14 protein-coding genes are annotated in these 12,773 nt (G+C 68.2%); 9 read left to right on the top strand and 5 right to left on the bottom strand.

Features of this window, described 5'->3' with window-relative positions; genetic code table 11:
• Window positions 1-22 precede the first annotated feature (22 nt).
• A complete protein-coding gene (locus tag F618_RS0110190; RefSeq protein ID WP_026182146.1) occupies window positions 23-382 on the top strand; it encodes a diacylglycerol kinase in 360 nt (119 codons plus the stop codon).
• Window positions 383-572: 190 nt separating this feature from the next.
• Here the strand turns inward: F618_RS0110190 and F618_RS0110195 are convergent, their stop codons facing one another.
• Entirely contained in the window at window positions 573-1,682 is a 1,110-nt protein-coding gene (locus F618_RS0110195) for a zinc ABC transporter substrate-binding protein ZnuA (protein WP_019568493.1), read from the bottom strand.
• 44 nt (window positions 1,683-1,726) lie between these two features.
• Between F618_RS0110195 and znuC the strand changes: the two genes are divergently transcribed.
• Both znuC and znuB read left to right on the top strand, forming a co-directional pair.
• Entirely contained in the window at window positions 1,727-2,560 is an 834-nt protein-coding gene (znuC, locus tag F618_RS0110200; protein WP_018146126.1) for a zinc ABC transporter ATP-binding protein ZnuC, read from the top strand.
• A complete protein-coding gene (znuB, locus tag F618_RS0110205) occupies window positions 2,557-3,378 on the top strand; it encodes a zinc ABC transporter permease subunit ZnuB (protein ID WP_026330447.1) in 822 nt (273 codons plus the stop codon). The genes znuC and znuB overlap by 4 nt, the downstream gene beginning before the upstream one ends.
• 429 nt (window positions 3,379-3,807) lie before the next feature.
• Here znuB and F618_RS0110210 read toward each other — a convergent pair whose 3' ends face one another.
• The 3 genes from F618_RS0110210 to lgt are packed head-to-tail and all read right to left on the bottom strand — an operon-like array spanning window position 3,808 to window position 5,955.
• A complete protein-coding gene (locus tag F618_RS0110210) occupies window positions 3,808-4,302 on the bottom strand; it encodes a dihydrofolate reductase (protein ID WP_018169382.1) in 495 nt (164 codons plus the stop codon).
• Window positions 4,303-4,319: 17 nt separating this feature from the next.
• Entirely contained in the window at window positions 4,320-5,138 is an 819-nt protein-coding gene (locus F618_RS0110215; protein ID WP_019568494.1) for a thymidylate synthase, read from the bottom strand.
• A 1-nt stretch (window position 5,139) separates the two neighbouring features.
• Window positions 5,140-5,955 carry a prolipoprotein diacylglyceryl transferase gene (gene lgt, locus F618_RS0110220; RefSeq protein WP_018951170.1) on the bottom strand — a complete coding sequence of 272 codons (816 nt, stop codon included), beginning with the start codon at window positions 5,953-5,955 and terminating at the stop codon, window positions 5,140-5,142.
• A gap of 101 nt (window positions 5,956-6,056) precedes the next feature.
• On the opposite strand from lgt, the gene F618_RS0110225 reads away from it, so the two are divergent.
• From F618_RS0110225 to F618_RS0110250, 6 genes are all read left to right on the top strand, one after another.
• Window positions 6,057-8,090 carry a thioredoxin domain-containing protein gene (locus tag F618_RS0110225; RefSeq protein WP_019568495.1) on the top strand — a complete coding sequence of 678 codons (2,034 nt, stop codon included), beginning with the start codon at window positions 6,057-6,059 and terminating at the stop codon, window positions 8,088-8,090.
• 105 nt (window positions 8,091-8,195) lie between these two features.
• Window positions 8,196-8,609 carry a rhodanese-like domain-containing protein gene (locus F618_RS0110230; protein WP_019568496.1) on the top strand — a complete coding sequence of 138 codons (414 nt, stop codon included), beginning with the start codon at window positions 8,196-8,198 and terminating at the stop codon, window positions 8,607-8,609.
• Between the two features lie 157 nt (window positions 8,610-8,766).
• Window positions 8,767-9,582, top strand: coding sequence for a GNAT family N-acetyltransferase (locus F618_RS0110235; protein ID WP_019568497.1), 816 nt, complete (start codon window positions 8,767-8,769; stop codon window positions 9,580-9,582).
• Window positions 9,583-9,586: 4 nt separating this feature from the next.
• Complete coding sequence (locus F618_RS0110240) at window positions 9,587-10,327, top strand: 1-acyl-sn-glycerol-3-phosphate acyltransferase (RefSeq protein WP_018951173.1); 741 nt, start codon at window positions 9,587-9,589, stop codon at window positions 10,325-10,327.
• Between the two features lie 24 nt (window positions 10,328-10,351).
• The gene (locus F618_RS0110245; protein WP_019568498.1) at window positions 10,352-11,584 is read left to right on the top strand and encodes a glycosyltransferase family 1 protein; all 1,233 of its coding nucleotides are present in this window, start codon (window positions 10,352-10,354) and stop codon (window positions 11,582-11,584) included.
• Window positions 11,559-12,089: a phosphatase PAP2 family protein gene (locus tag F618_RS0110250; RefSeq protein ID WP_026182144.1), complete on the top strand. Its 531-nt coding sequence runs from the start codon at window positions 11,559-11,561 to the stop codon at window positions 12,087-12,089. The genes F618_RS0110245 and F618_RS0110250 overlap by 26 nt, the downstream gene beginning before the upstream one ends.
• A gap of 285 nt (window positions 12,090-12,374) precedes the next feature.
• Here F618_RS0110250 and F618_RS0110255 read toward each other — a convergent pair whose 3' ends face one another.
• Window positions 12,375-12,704: a hypothetical protein gene (locus tag F618_RS0110255; RefSeq protein WP_018169389.1), complete on the bottom strand. Its 330-nt coding sequence runs from the start codon at window positions 12,702-12,704 to the stop codon at window positions 12,375-12,377.
• Window positions 12,705-12,773: the final 69 nt, after the last annotated feature.

Raw genomic sequence — 12,773 nt, forward strand, 5'->3', positions numbered from 1 at the left:
GGGCGCACCGAGGGGAATCCGGGTGGCGCATAGTGGCCGGCGTGGCCTGAGTCGGGTGCTGCATGCCTTCGGATATTCCTGGCGCGGGCTGCGCGAGGCGTATCAACACGAGTCGGCGTTTCGTCAGGAGCTGGCGTTGCTCGCGGTATTGCTGCCGCTGGCGATCTGGTTGGGCGAGAGCGGGGTGGAGCGGGCACTGCTGGCCGGCAGTGCCTTGTTGATCCTGGTGGTGGAACTGCTGAACTCGGCGGTGGAAGCGGCGATCGATCGGTTCGGCGACGAGCGCCATCCACTGTCGGCCCGCGCCAAGGACATGGCCTCGGCCGCGGTGCTGGTCAGCTTCCTCCTGGCGGCACTGGTGTGGGGGCTGATCCTGCTCTGACCGCGGTGGGGCATCCGGGCCTTTTCCCTTCGGTCACCCCGGCCGAAGCGAAGCGCAGAGCCGGGATATCCGGCCTTGGGGGCTGTCCCGGCGTGGGAGATCCCGGATAACCGCTACGCGGTTTCCGGGGTGACGGCACAGGAGGGTGGGGCGGCGATGCGCGGCTTCCGGAGGTGGGGCCGCGTGTCCGTCAGGAGCCGTTATGTGCCATGCAGTCGGTGAAGCCGTCCGCCATACCCTGCATCAGCAGGAACCAGGCATCGGGGCCAGGCTCCAGCTCCGCGCCGATGGGGTCGAGCATGCCGAGCCGGGTGCCGGTACCCTCGGCCACGGTTTCCGCCAGCGCTGGGCGAAACTGCGGTTCGGTGAACAGGCAGGCGACATCGCCCTGTGCCAGACGGCCGCGCAGTTCGGACAGCCGGCGGGCCCCGGGCATGCGCGAGGGATCGACGCTGATGGAGCCGGCCGCGTTCAGGCCATAGTGCTGCTCGAAGTACTGGTAGGCGTCGTGAAACACCATGAAGCGCTGGTCGCGTACCGGGGCCAGTTGCTCGGCGATCGTGGCGTCCAGCTCGTCGATGCGCTGGAGCAGGCCGTCCCGGTTGTCCCGGATCGTTGCGGCCTGTTCCGGATCGAGTTCCGCGAGGCGCTCCGCGAGTTGTTCGACGATGGCACGTGCGACGGCCGGCGACAGCCACAGGTGGCTGTCGTAATCGCCATGTGCATGCCCGTGCCCGTCGTCATGCGCGGCGTGTCCATGATCATCCGAGCCGTGAGCAGCGTGGTCGTGCGCGTCATGGTCGTGTGCGTGGTCCGCGTGTCCGTTGTGATCGTCGTGGGCATGATGGTCATGTCCGTGATCGCCGTGATCGTCATGCCCATGGCCGCCATCGTCGCCGTGGTCATGATGGCCTTCCCATACGCCCCCGGTGCGGCCCTCCAGAAGATCGAGATCGAGGTCGTGCATCAGGCTGATGACCGTCGCGCGGTCGGCGATCCCGTGCAGCGAGCGCTCCAGAAAGCCCTCGAGCTCCGGACCGACCCAGACCACCAGGTCGGCCTGCTGCAGGCGCCGTGCCTCGGAGGGACGCATGGAATAGCCGTGGGGCGAGGCGCTGGCCGGCACCAGCAGTTCCACCTCGTGGGTGTCGCCGGCCAGCGCGGCAACCAGACTGTGAATCGGTAGAATCGATGCGACGATGCGCGGGCTGTCGGCCTGCGCGGGCGTGGCCACCGTCACCAGAAACGCCAGGGCCAGGAGCAGGGCGAGGAAGGTCGGGCGGCGGGCAGCAGAGCGCATGGGCGGATTCTCCATCGGATTCAATAACGTTATAGTATACCAATATGAATCGCGAAACCCCTTCCCCGCACGCGCAACCGGCCACGGACGCCTCGCCGTTGCTGGCCGCCCGCGACGTCTCGCTGGAACGCGGCGGGCGGGTGATCCTGGATCATGTCTCGGTCCAGGTGCGCCCGGCCGAGGTGACCGTGGTGATCGGCCCCAACGGGGCGGGCAAGACCTCGCTGTTGCGAGTGCTGCTGGGACTGTGGAAGCCGGGACAGGGCCGGGTACAACGCCGGCGCGGGCTGCGCATCGGCTACATGCCCCAGCGCCTGCAGATCGAGCCGGTGCTGCCATTGTCGGTGCGGCGTTTCCTGACGCTGCGCCAGCGGGCCCCGGAGGCCGTCCTGCGCGAAGGCCTGGAGCGGGTCGGCGTGCCGCATCTGCTGCACAAGCCGGTGCAGTCGCTCTCCGGCGGCGAGATGCAGCGGGTGCTGCTGGCGCGCGCCCTGCTCAATCGCCCGAACCTGCTGGTGCTGGACGAGCCCGCCCAGGGGGTGGATATTGTCGGCCAGGGCGAGGTGTTCAAGCTGATCGATGACATCCGCCACGAGACCGGCTGCGGGGTGCTGATGGTGTCGCACGACCTGCACCTGGTGATGGCCGGGGCCGATGCGGTGATCTGCCTGAACCAGCATGTGTGCTGCACCGGCCGGCCGGAGGAGGTATCGCGGCATCCCGAGTACCAGCGCCTGTTCCCGGAGACGGACATGCAGGGGATCGGCGTCTACCGGCACGATCACGACCACGTGCACGATGTCGCCGGGGATGTACACGAACATCACGCCGGCTGCGGCCATGCCCACCGGCCCGGCCCCGGGGGCGATTCCCGATGATGGATGGCCTGCTCGACGATTTCCTGGTTCGTGCCCTGCTGGCGGGGCTGATGGTGGCCGCCGTCGCGGGTCCGCTGGGGGCTTTCGTGGTCTGGCGGCGCATGGCCTATTTCGGCGATACCGTGTCGCATTCGGCGTTGCTGGGCGTCGCGCTGGGCGTGTTGCTGGGGCTGAATCTCAACCTGATGGTCACGATCGTGTGCGTGGCCATCGCCATCCTGCTGGTATTGCTGCAGCGGCGGCAGGAACTGGCCTCGGACACCCTGCTCGGGATTCTCGCGCACAGTTCGCTGTCGCTGGGGATCGTCGCCGTTACCTTTATCGAGGGGTTGCGGGTGGATCTGATGGCCTACCTGTTCGGTGACATCCTCGCGGTGGGCACCAACGACTTGATGTCCATCGCGATCGGCGGTGGCGTGGCGTTGCTGCTGCTGATCCTGCTGTGGCGTCCGCTGCTGGCGCTGACGGTGCACGAGGAGCTCGCCCAGGTGGAGGGTGTGCCGGTGCTGCTGGTGCGGCTGGGCCTGATGCTGCTGATCGCACTGGTGATCGCGGCGGCGATGCAGGTGGTCGGCGTGCTGCTGATCACGGCGCTGATGATCATCCCGGCGGCGAGTGCCCGGCGCTTTGCGGCCACCCCCGAGCAGATGGCGATCCTCGCCGGCATCATCGGCATGCTGGCCGTGGGGGCCGGGCTGTGGGGCTCCTTCCAGTACGACACCCCGACCGGCCCGACCATCGTGGTCGCCGCGATGCTGGGCTTCATCCTGGTCCACCTGCTGCCCGGCCGCCTGATCCCCCACTTTGGCGGGCGCTGACAACACCGTTCTTCACTACGAAGCGCACGAAGGCACGAAGAACGGGCTAAGGATCCGGGCGATTGTGCACCCTAGGGGGCACAGAGAAAGATTGTTCCTGATTTGCCACGAGGGTCAGCCAGTCAGGGGGATCGTCCAGGGGCGCAAATAGCCCGCCGCAGGTCGCTTTAATCCGGGCCTTTCTGGAATGTCACCGTCCCCGGCCCTTGCCCCTGTACTGTCATCCCGGCCGCAGCGAAGCGAAGAGCCGGGATCTCCCCCGTCGGGGCAACCCCGGCCGCCGACGTCCCGGATAACCGCTACGCGGTTTCCGGGATGACGAAGCAGGAGGGGCGTGGAGCCCTGGGGCGTGTACCACTGCGTTCCAGGGCCACCTTCGGCCGCCGGGTGCTGTACACACCCGGGCCCGCACGGGGCGCCGGGTCGCGTTCAGCGGCGGCGTTCGAGGCGTTCGAAGGTGAAGGGGCAGGCGTGGCGTTCGTCGGCTTCGTGGTGCTCGGACCAGACGACGTCCCAGTCCGCAGGGTCGAGGGCGGGGAAGAAGGTGTCGCCGGCATGGCACTCGTGCACCCGGGTCAGGTGCAGCACGTCGGCGCGCGGCAGGGTCTCCTCGAACAGGCCGGCGCCGCCGATCACGAAGGCGGGGCCGGCCTCGATGGTGGCCAGCGCCGCATCCAGATCGCGATAGACCTCGACACCCTCCGCTTGCCAGTCCGCCTGGCGCGTCAGCACCAGGTTGCGGCGATTCGGCAGCGGCCGTCCGATGGATTCGAAGGTGCGCCGACCCATGATCATCGGGTGACCGGCAGTCATTCGCTTGAAGTGCTGCAGGTCCTTCGGCAGGTGCCAGGGCAGGTCGTTGTCGCGCCCGATCACGTGATCCGGATCGAGCGCGACCATCAGATGAATCTCGGGCTGGGGCATGGGGACTCCGGTAACGCTCAGATCGCGATGGGGGCCTTGATCGGGGGGTGGGACTCATAGTCTCGCACCTCGATGTCGTCGAAGGTGAAGGCGAACAGGTCGGTGACGTCCGGGTTCAGGTGCAGGGTTGGCAGCGGCAGCGGTTCGCGCCCGAGCAGTTCTTCGACCTGCTCCTGGTGGTTGCGGTAGAGGTGGGCGTCGCCGAAGGTATGGACGAACTCGCCGGGCTTCAGGCCCACCACCTGCGCGAGCATGTGGGTCAGCAGCGCGTAGCTGGCGATGTTGAACGGCACGCCTAGAAACACATCCGCGCTGCGCTGGTAGAGCTGGCAGGAGAGGCGATCGTCGGCCACGTAGAACTGGAACAGGGTGTGGCAGGGCGCCAGGGCCATGCGCCCGGCCTCCGCGTTGGCCTGTGGCGAGATGGATTCGTCCGGCAGGTCGGCCACGTTCCAGGCACTGATGATGTGGCGCCGGGAGTGGGGGCGGTTCCTCAGGTTGTCGATCAGTTCGGCAAGCTGGTCGTGGCCGGCCCAGTTGCGCCACTGCGCGCCGTAGACGGGACCCAGGTCGCCGGCCGCGGTGGCCCACTCGTCCCAGATGCGGACCTTGTGCTCGCGCAGGTAGCCGACATTGGTATCACCGGCGATGAACCACAGCAGTTCGTGGATTACCGAGCGCAGATGGGTGCGCTTGGTGGTGACCAGCGGGAAGCCGTCCGCCAGGTCGAAGCGCATCTGGTAGCCGAATACCGAGCGCGTGCCGGTACCGGTGCGGTCCGGGCGGTCCGTGCCGTGGTCGCGGATGTGCCGCACCAGGTCCAGGTATTGCTGCATCTCAGGCGGTCTCCGGGGCCGGGCGGGGTGCGGGCAGGGGGTTGCGCCGCGACCAGACGATCAGGGCAACGCCGAACAGGATCACCGGCAGGGTCAGGACCTGCCCCATGGTGAGCCAGTCGAAGGCGAGGTAGCCGAGATGGGCGTCGGGCACGCGGACGAACTCGACCGCGAAGCGGAAGCTGCCGTAAAGCGTCAGGAACAGCCCGGAGATGAGTCCGGTACGCCGCGGCTGGCGCGAGACGACCCACAAAACCACGAACAGCACGAGCCCTTCGAGAAACGCCTGGTACAGCTGAGACGGGTGACGCGGGATGTAGTCCGCGGCCGGGAAGACCATGGCCCAGGGCAGGTCGGTGGGTTTGCCCCACAGCTCGCCGTTGATCCAGTTGCCGATGCGCCCGGCGCCCAGGCCGATCGGGATCAGGGGGGCGATGAAGTCGGTCAGACGGAAGAACGGCTGGCCGATCTTGCGGGCGTATAGCCAGCAGGTGACCAGCACGCCGGCCAGCCCGCCGTGGAAGGCCATGCCGCCCTCCCAGATGCGGAACAGGCTCAGCGGGTCGGCCAGCGTCGTGTCGAGGTTGTAGAACAGTGCATAGCCGAGCCGCCCGCCGACGACGACCCCGAGTACGCCCCAGAACAGCAGGTCACCGACCTGCCAGGGGTGCAGGGGGTCCCAGCTGCGACTGCGTGTGCGCCATACGCCCAGCGCCCAGAAGGCGACAAATCCGACCAGGTATGTCAGGCCGTACCAGTACAGGGTCAGTGGGCCAATGGACAGGGCGACGGGGTCGATAAACGGGTGTGTGGGCATGGGCGCTTGCGGATGAAAAACCGGCTGCACATGCTACTCGCCCGGGCTCCGGCATGCACCTGTATGTCGCTAGCCCGATCCACCTGCAAGGAGGCCGCGCGATGAATCGACTGGCCGGGGCCAGCAGCCCGTATCTGCTGCAGCACGCCGACAATCCTGTGGACTGGTACCCCTGGGGCGAGGAGGCGCTGGAGCGCGCCCGCCGCGAGGACAAGCCGATCCTGCTCTCGATTGGCTACTCTGCCTGCCACTGGTGCCACGTGATGGCGCACGAGTCCTTCGAGCACTCGGACACCGCCGCGGTGATGAACGAACGCTTCGTCAACATCAAGGTGGACCGCGAGGAGCGCCCGGACCTCGACCGCATCTACCAGAACGCGCACATGCTGCTGTCGCAGCGCCCCGGAGGCTGGCCGCTGACCGTCTTCCTGACCCCGGACCAGGTGCCGTTTTTTGCCGGGACCTACTTCCCGAACACCCCGCGCCACGGCCTGCCATCGTTCGAGGATCTGATGACCCGGGTGTCCGATTTCCTCGCCGAGCACCCCGAGGAGATCCAGCGCCAGAATGACTCGTTGCAGCAGGCACTGGGGCGGATCTACAGCCCGGCCGGTGGCGCGATCCCGGCCCTCAGTGTCATCGACAAGGGGCGCGCCGAACTGGCGAAGACCTTCGACGAGCAGTTCGGCGGTTTCGGGGACGCCCCCAAGTTCCCGCACCCAGCCTCGCTCGAGTGGCTGGCCTGGCACTCGGCGCGCCATGGCGATGCCGAGGCGGAGCGCATGCTGGCCCGCACGCTGGGTGCGATGGCCGCCGGCGGGATCTTCGACCAGGTGGGCGGTGGCTTCTGCCGCTACTCGGTGGATGCCCGCTGGATGATCCCGCACTTCGAGAAGATGCTCTACGACAACGGGCCGTTGCTGGGGCTGTACGCCGAGCGCGCCGCCCACGGCGACGAACGCGCGCGGCGGGTGGTGGAGCCGACGGTCGCCTGGCTGGAACGCGAGATGCGGGATCCCTCCGGGGCCTTTTATTCGAGCCTGGACGCGGACTCCGAGGGCGAGGAAGGACGCTTCTATGTCTGGGACCCGGAGACGGTCCAGGCGCTCCTGACGGAGGACGAGTGGGCCGTCGCCAGCCGGGTCTGGGGACTCAACGGCCCGGCCAATTTCGAGGGGCGCTGGCATCTGCACGAGGTGGCGCCAGCGGCGACCGTCGCGGATGCGCTGGGGATCGACGAGGCGGAGGCGAACACGCGTCTGGACCGTGCCCGCGAACGCCTGCTCGCGGCACGCGGGGACCGGGTCCGACCGCATCGCGACGAGAAGATCCTGGGCGCCTGGAATGCCCTGATGATCGCGGGCCTGGCGCGTGCCGCGCGCGCCCTGGAGCGCCCGGAATGGTTGCGCCTGGCACGCGAGGCGATGACCGCCGTGCGCGAGCGTCTGTGGCGCGACGGCCGGTTGTACGCCAGCGTGCGCGAGGGGGCGACCGGCGCGATGCCGCGCGCCTACCTGGACGATCACGCCCTGTTGCTGGAGGCCACGCTGGCGCTGCTGGAGGCCGAGTGGGACAGCGACCTGCTGGCCTGGGCCACCACGCTGGCCGACACCCTGTTGGAGGAATTCGAGGACCGCGAACAGGGCGGTTTCTTCTTCACCGCCCGGGATCACGAGGCACTGATCCAGCGCCCGAAGGTCTATGCCGACGATGCCATGGCGGCCGGCAACGGGACTGCCGCTCAGGTATTGCAGAAACTCGGGTTCCTGCTGTCCGAACCCCGCTACCTGGAGGCGGCCGAGCGCACGCTGGCGAACGCCGGCCCGATGGTCGAGCAGGCGCCACTGGGCCACATGAGCCTGCTGACCGCGCTGGACATCCATTACCAGGCGCCGGCCCTGGTCGTGCTGCGGGGGCCAGCCGACGAACTTCCCGCGTGGCAGCAGCGACTGCGGGCGCAGGAGGCTCCGGTGTGGACCTTCGCGATTCCCGCGCAGGCCGGCGATCTGCCCGCCGCGCTCGCGGAGAAAGCCGCCCCGGAGACGGGCGTGCGGGCCTATGTCTGTCGCGGGTTGCAGTGCGCGGCCCCGGTGACCGATCCCGTTGCGCTGGAAGGTGCGCTCGACGAGGGTTGAATCGCCCGGACTCGCACCCACGGTAGAATGAGAGCCCGTGTGCAGGAGCCTGCAAGCAGGCTCCTGCGGGGGGTAGTCCGATTCATTGCAAAAGGGAATGTTCGAATGAGCGACAAGAAGCTGATGGATTTCGTTGCCGAGGCGCGGAAGAACGTGAAGGAGATCGCCCCGGCGGATCTTGCCGAGAAGATGGAGAACGGCGAGGACTGGCTGGTGGTGGATGTGCGCGAGCCCTACGAGTTCGAAAAGATGCACGCGCCGAACTCCATCCTCGTCCCGCGCGGCCTGCTGGAAGGTGCGGCCGATCCCAACACCCCGCACCGCATCGACGCGCTGGTGAACGCGCGCGAGAAGCCGGTGGCCGTGATGTGCGCAACCGGCGGCCGTGCCGCGATGTCCGTGCAGCGACTGCAGGACATGGGCTTTACCCACGTGGTGAACATCGCCGGCGGTATCAAGAGCTGGGAAGGCGAGGACCTGCCGGTGGAATCCGGCGCCTACACGGGCCCGCTGCCGTAGCAGGGGCTGGCGGGGCGGGGGCAGGGGCCTCCGCCCCGAACGGTGCCGTATTCGGGCACGGTTCCGGCGGCGGGTTCATCCGACCGTCATCGTTCCTACACGGGGCGGTCAACCACGCGGCGTAGTGTCCGGGACAGTTCAACCGGAGGTCGCCACCATGAGCGAACCGCAGCTGTCCCCAGCTACACCGATCGCGGCGAACGAAACCGCCTACCGCGTCCACCTCGCGTCCAGCCCGTCGGACCTCGAGGCGGCCCAGCGCCTGCGCCACGAGGTCTTCGCCGGCGAGATGGGGGCTGCGCTTCCGGATGCTGGATCCGATCTGGACCGGGATCCCCTGGACCCCTTCTGTCATCACCTGCTGGTGCGCGAACGGCGCTCCGGTACGGTGGTTGCCTGCACACGCATCCTCACCGAGGAGAGCGCCAGCACGGCCGGTGGCTTCTACTCGCTGTCCGAATTCGAACTGGGCCCGTTGATGAATCTCCCGGGGAAGACCCTGGAGATCGGCCGCACCTGCGTGCGCGCGGATCATCGTCAGGGGGCCGCGATCAACGCGCTGTGGACCGGCCTGGCGCGGTTCATGAACGCCCATCGTTACGACTACCTGATGGGCTGTGCGAGCCTGCCATTGAGCGAGCAGACGCCGGCCCAGCTGGCCTGGCTACGCCTGTTCCATCGAGCCCCGTCACGTCTGCGGGTGACGCCGCGTCGGCCGCTGCCTAATTCCCTGACCATCTGCCATGGCACACCCAGCCGTATCGGGCTGCCGCCGTTGCTGAAAGCCTACCTTCGCCTGGGTGCCCGGGTCTGCGGCGAGGCCTGTTTCGATCCCGATTTCAATGTGGCCGACGTGCTTGTCCTGCTGGATGTGCGCGCCATGCCGGACCGTTACCATCGGCACTTCATGGGCGCTATGACGCCCGCAAGCCGAGGAACGGAGCATGACCGGAACACTGCGGGCACTGGGTAGGCTGATGCGCATCGTGCTGCACATGCTGGCGGGGGTCTGGCTGACCTGGCGGATGGTCCGCCGGGGGGCCGACTTCGCGGAACGCAGCCGCATCCGCCGCGCCTGGTACGACCGCGCGCTGTGGATCGTGGGGGTGCGGCTCCGGATCCATGGCGAGGAACCCCGGCGTACATCACTGGTGGTGGCCAACCATGTCTCCTGGCTGGATATCCCGCTAATCGGCGCCGCGATGGACACCTGTTTCCTCTCCAAGGCGGAGATCGCACGTTGGCCGATCATCGGCTGGCTCGGCCGTCAGCATGACACCCGCTTCATCGAACGCGGGGCCAACCAGGCGTCGGCCCACTTCGAGGCGATGCGGGCCGGGCTCGACGAGGGCCTGCAGTTCGTGGTGTTCCCGGAAGGCACGACCAGCCGCGGCGAGTTCGTACGCCGGTTTCATCCGCGACTGTTTGCGGCCGTGGCCGGCACCCAGCATCCGGTGCAGCCGGTGGCGCTGGCCTACGAAGGCATGCCGAACGGCCCGGTGCCGGTGTCCTACGCGGAAGACGATCGCCTGATCTCGAATGTCTGGAAGCTGTTGTGTCGGCGCGAGACGCACGTGGACCTGCATCTTCTGGCCCCGCTGGAATCCGCCAACCAGGATCGGCGCAGTCTGGCCGACGGCGCCCGCAGCGCCATTGTCGATGTGCTCGGCCTGCCGGTCGATCCGCCTTCGGGGCGCGCAAGCGCCCGCGCCTCGTAGCGGCGGGCGGGGAGGGGGTTCACCATGTCGTCGCCGCTACACACGGAATCCCGCCGCCCCTCCCGCCCATGTCTGAACCTGGCCCTGGTGACCGAGACCTGGCCACCGGAGGTCAATGGTGTGGCCCATACCCTCGCGCGCCTGGTTGAGGGGATGCTCAGCCGCGGCCATCGCGTGCAGGTGCTGCGTCCGTGCCAGCCGGGCGAATCGAAGGCCGTCGTCGTGGCCCCGTTGGAGACGGATGGTTTAATGGAGGAGCGGCCACTGCCGGGGTTGCCGCTTCCGGGCTACAGCGGTTTGCGCATGGGATTGCCGGCTCGCCGGCGCTTGACGGCGCTGTGGACCGAACACCGGCCCGACGCTGTGTATGTCGCGACCGAAGGGCCGCTTGGCCACTCGGCCCTGCGCGCGGCACGGCGCCTCGGGATCCCCGTCGCATCGGGGTTTCACACCCATTTCGATGGCTATGCCCGCTACTACGGCGTGGGCTGGCTGACACCTCTGGTGCGGGCCGTCCTGCGCCGTTTCCACAATCGCTGCGACGTAACCCTGGCCCCCACGCAGGCACTGGCCACAAGCCTTGCAGGCCATGGCTTCGAGCGCGTGCGGGTGATGGCGCGCGGCGTGGATACCCGGCACTTCACGCCGGCACGGCGATCCTCGCGCTTGCGTCGGCAATGGGGGCCCGGGCCGGTGGTCCTGTACGTCGGCCGACTGGCGCCAGAGAAGAATCTGGGTCTGGTGGTGGAGGCCTTTCGTGTGTTGCAGGAGCGCGTGCCCGAGGCCCGCCTGGTACTGGTAGGCGACGGACCCTCCCGTGTCGCGCTTGAGCGGGCACACCCGGACCTGATCTTTACCGGGCAGCAGGTGGGGCAGGCCCTGGCCCAGCACTACGCCAGCGCCGACCTGTTCCTGTTCCCATCCACCTCCGAGACCTTCGGCAACGTGGTGATCGAGGCCATGGCCAGCGGGATCCCGGTGCTGGCCTTCGATACTGCGGCGGCGCATGAGCACGTGATCAGCGGCGTTAGCGGTGCCCGGGTGCGCTTTACCGGAGACGTCACCGTGGATGCGGCCGCTTTCCTCATGGTCGCTGCGGAACTCGCACAGGCCCGGGAGGGGTGGAGCGAGATGGGGCGCCACGCCCGGGCGTGCGCCCGTGGGCTTGACTGGGTCGAGGTGGTCGCCGAGTTCGAAACGGTTTGTCTGGAACTGCTAGGAGAGGCGCGCGATGCGAGTCCTGCACTGGATGGATGAGTTCGAGCTGGCGGTCTGCCAGCGGTTCAATCACTACAATCGCCGTCGCGCCGTCAGCGGGTTCTTCGGCTGGATCAGCCGCCTGGGCGATGGGGCCATCTGGTATGCGCTGATGCTTGCCCTGCCACTGATCCATGGGCCGCAGGCGGCCTGGGTCAGTCTGCAGATGGCGGTAGTGGGGCTGGCCTCGCTGCCGCTTTACAAGTGGCTGAAGCGGCGCACCAGCCGGCGTCGACCCTGCCATCGTGGTCGTCCGTTCGCGCGCACCGTGGACCCGCTGGACGAGTTCAGTTTCCCCTCCGGCCATACCATGCACGCGGTGGGGTTTGCGGTGATCCTGGTGGCCTGGTTCCCGGTGTGGGCGTGGCTGGTCGTGCCGTTCGCGGTGCTGGTGGCCGCCTCGCGGCTGGTGCTGGCCCTGCACTACCCGAGCGATGTCGCCATGGGCGCCTTGATCGGCGCAACGGTGGCTGCGACCGTTCTTGGACTGGTCAGCCTGCTCTGACAGCCGAACCTGCGTCACCCACCTTGTCATCCCGGAAACCGCGTAGCGGTTATCCGGGATCTCGTTGAACGGCCCGGGGCGTTCCCGGAGATCCCGGCTCTCCGCTTCGCTGCGGCCGGGATGACGGGGAGAGGTTTGCTCCGGCCGGGGGGCGGTGACAGCTCCGCTCCGGCCGGGATGACGAGGAGGGTTTCACTCCGGCCGGGATGGCGGGGCATTCAGGCCTTTCCGGGGTGATGGCCGACGGCATGCCCCGCCGGCTGTGTCCGGAGGCAGGGCGCGGCGTTAGCCGCGCAGGGCGAGCGCTTCCTCGTTGTAGGCGGCGTCGATGGTGACGATGGTCTTTTCCACCAGGCGGAAGCCCTCGACCGGGGCGTCGTCGCCCATGTACTTCAGGCGGGTCGGGCCGATGGACTTGACCGCCTCGGCCCGTTCCATGGTGGCGTCCGGGCTGTCGGAACCGGCGCCGTCCATCAGGGCGACCAGGACCTCGGCCGCGATGGGGTTGCGGTGGTCTCCGCTGCGCGCCTTTTCCAGTGACGCGGCGGGGTCGCCGTCCAGGAACACGCCGTCCATGTGTTCGTCCAGATACTGCAGCAGTTGACTTAGCGTCATGGTGTAGGTCTCCCGTTGGGTCTCGAAGCGCCGTCATCGCTCGCAGGCGATGACGGCGGCCGGTAATGG

Source organism: Thioalkalivibrio sp. ALMg13-2 (genome assembly GCF_000381185.1).
In the GTDB taxonomy this organism is placed as follows: Bacteria; Pseudomonadota; Gammaproteobacteria; order Ectothiorhodospirales; family Ectothiorhodospiraceae; genus Thioalkalivibrio; species Thioalkalivibrio versutus.

Coding starts and splice junctions, on each gene's coding strand:
- F618_RS0110195 (WP_019568493.1), bottom strand. CDS start 1,682: ATGCGCTCTGCTGCCCGCCGCCCGACCTTCCTCGCCCTGCTCCTGGCC.
- znuC (WP_018146126.1), top strand. CDS start 1,727: ATGAATCGCGAAACCCCTTCCCCGCACGCGCAACCGGCCACGGACGCC.
- znuB (WP_026330447.1), top strand. CDS start 2,557: ATGATGGATGGCCTGCTCGACGATTTCCTGGTTCGTGCCCTGCTGGCG.
- F618_RS0110210 (WP_018169382.1), bottom strand. CDS start 4,302: ATGCCCCAGCCCGAGATTCATCTGATGGTCGCGCTCGATCCGGATCAC.
- F618_RS0110215 (WP_019568494.1), bottom strand. CDS start 5,138: ATGCAGCAATACCTGGACCTGGTGCGGCACATCCGCGACCACGGCACG.
- lgt (WP_018951170.1), bottom strand. CDS start 5,955: ATGCCCACACACCCGTTTATCGACCCCGTCGCCCTGTCCATTGGCCCA.
- F618_RS0110225 (WP_019568495.1), top strand. CDS start 6,057: ATGAATCGACTGGCCGGGGCCAGCAGCCCGTATCTGCTGCAGCACGCC.
- F618_RS0110230 (WP_019568496.1), top strand. CDS start 8,196: ATGAGCGACAAGAAGCTGATGGATTTCGTTGCCGAGGCGCGGAAGAAC.
- F618_RS0110235 (WP_019568497.1), top strand. CDS start 8,767: ATGAGCGAACCGCAGCTGTCCCCAGCTACACCGATCGCGGCGAACGAA.
- F618_RS0110240 (WP_018951173.1), top strand. CDS start 9,587: ATGCGCATCGTGCTGCACATGCTGGCGGGGGTCTGGCTGACCTGGCGG.
- F618_RS0110245 (WP_019568498.1), top strand. CDS start 10,352: ATGTCGTCGCCGCTACACACGGAATCCCGCCGCCCCTCCCGCCCATGT.
- F618_RS0110250 (WP_026182144.1), top strand. CDS start 11,559: ATGCGAGTCCTGCACTGGATGGATGAGTTCGAGCTGGCGGTCTGCCAG.
- F618_RS0110255 (WP_018169389.1), bottom strand. CDS start 12,704: ATGACGCTAAGTCAACTGCTGCAGTATCTGGACGAACACATGGACGGC.